Source organism: Ignavibacteria bacterium (genome assembly GCA_016873845.1).
In the GTDB taxonomy this organism is placed as follows: Bacteria; Bacteroidota; Ignavibacteria; order Ch128b; family Ch128b; genus JAHJVF01.
Window position 1 is genome coordinate 1 of the sequence record VGVX01000149.1, and the last position, 2,009, is coordinate 2,009.

The following is a 2,009-nucleotide window of genomic DNA, read 5'->3' on the forward strand; positions in this document are numbered from 1 at the left end:
TTGATGGAATTTCTTACCGGGATTGCCTGTACATCTCTGTTGAAACTTCCCTATGTCGTGGAAGAGTGCGCCAAGGATTAGTGTTTTTTCTTCATTTGAATACATTTTTTACAGCTTTCATTTTCTACTACAAAAATATACTTATGAACTATTTAGCAAAGTATAGAAACATTTCGAAAACATTTCTATTTAGCCGCCTTTACCAATCCAAAACCCATGGAATTCTTTGCCCCGAAGCCGCATTCATATCCAATTTTAATCAATTCAGGATGAGTTTTGATTTTAAAGTCGCATTTTATTGCTTTTATTTTGGTCTCCTCAAGGGAGCGTTCCGCAATTGTGATCAGCTTAGAAACTTTTCCTTTCTTCCGTTCAATTTCATCCTTATCAAATTCAAAAGTGAAATCATCAACTTCTAGTTGTTTATTGTGAACCACTTTGTATTTATCCAGCAAATTACTTTTCATGAATTGTGATAATTCAGGATCATCATATCTGAGATAGTAAGGAAAGGGCTTGCCATTTTTATCAATTGGTTTGGAAAGCGTAATGGGCGATAAAGTATTAAAAATCATTTCGTCTTTGAATATTGGTTCTGATAATTTCTCAACTTGAAGAATGTTAAATTTTGTAGATAAGTCTTCAAAGTTTATAAAGATATTTTGTTTGGTGAATACTCCAATAATAAAGTTTTTTACAAAAGGTTCAATTATAGGTGAGGAAATTGTAAGGAATACTTCAGGTTCAACTAAGTTTATAAGATTTTGATTTATGGTTATCCTTTTAAATTCGACTGCAAAAGCAAATAGTTTGAAATTTTTCTTTTTGCCTGGAACTGTGAAACCGATATCATGCAAAAACTTAGCAAACTCTTCTGAGCCAAACCTTAATAAAAGGTAGATAGCGGAGGAAAAATGATAATAATAATTAATCGGTATAACAGAATTTGGAGTTACCGCACGCAGAAAAAATTTAAGCCTCATCTTAAAATACTTTTATTTATGAATTATGCTTTATTCTGCTTCCCATAATCAAAGTAATCTGATATAATCACCCGCAAATAGTTTCCAATTACTTACGTTACTTTGATTGCTGAAGTAAATTATACAAAATCTCAAAAAGATGCAAGAATGCTATTTACCTTTCAATTTCTTTATACAAATAATAAATCCAAATCCCCGGCGAGCTTTTCTAAATATGCTCTTCTGTTTATCTCATAACCTTTTGCTTTATCTGTAATCAGATTGAACAGATCATGGGGACTTGAACTCTCTTTATCAATTTTCCCTTTCGATTTGTAATTACAGTATTTGTTCCGGTTAAATTGATTTATGGGAAGTATTTGCCATTCGTAATTAATATTTTTGAGATGTGGATTAAAATTGTAAAAATCCCCCAATTCAGATCTCGCACTCCGCCAAACTACATTCCACTTCACGGAACTTCGTTTGGCTTACCAATTGGTTCTAAGATTTACCCTTTAAAATGTAAAAGCCGATTGATGATGACTCAATCGGCTTTAATCCAAATCAATTTTTTATTATAACCCTTCGTTCACGTTCAGATCAACTTTTTCTGGAGCGCGGGTAGAACGCTTAAAATTGTTTATTGAATAACTGAGTGTGAGATAAAAGACTGGAGATTCCGGAGTAACAAGAGCAAAAGTTTTAAAATTATCACTCTTGAAATCGACATCGAACTTTAATGTCTTAAATAGATTCTGTGCTTGAAGTGTCACCGATAATTTTTTGTCAAAAAATTCTCTGCGGATATTCGCACTGAGCATTAAGAATGGCTTGATTTCTCCTTGAGCCGTAATTTGTTTACCTATATAATTCGACATCAGTTGTATTCTCGTATCAGCTCCGAGAATGAAAGTTGTGATCAATCTGGCAGTCCATGAAAACGTACTGTTATCGACATTCTTCTTCAATATTTCGCCGCTGATATTATTATGAAATAAATTGACGGCTGGATCAATTCTTAACCACGGGATCATAGTTATACTT

Annotated in this window: 3 protein-coding genes; all 3 read right to left on the minus strand. The window is 32.9% G+C overall.

Annotated elements, in window-relative coordinates; all coding sequences use genetic code 11:
* Window positions 1-185 precede the first annotated feature (185 nt).
* The gene (gene cas6, locus FJ213_13415; protein ID MBM4177151.1) at window positions 186-983 is read right to left on the minus strand and encodes a CRISPR-associated endoribonuclease Cas6; all 798 of its coding nucleotides are present in this window, start codon (window positions 981-983) and stop codon (window positions 186-188) included.
* Between the two features lie 170 nt (window positions 984-1,153).
* The gene (locus FJ213_13420) at window positions 1,154-1,438 is read right to left on the minus strand and encodes a hypothetical protein (protein ID MBM4177152.1); all 285 of its coding nucleotides are present in this window, start codon (window positions 1,436-1,438) and stop codon (window positions 1,154-1,156) included.
* A gap of 102 nt (window positions 1,439-1,540) precedes the next feature.
* Window positions 1,541-2,009 (minus strand): hypothetical protein (locus tag FJ213_13425; protein ID MBM4177153.1); only part of this gene is annotated, 469 nt, incomplete at its 5' end.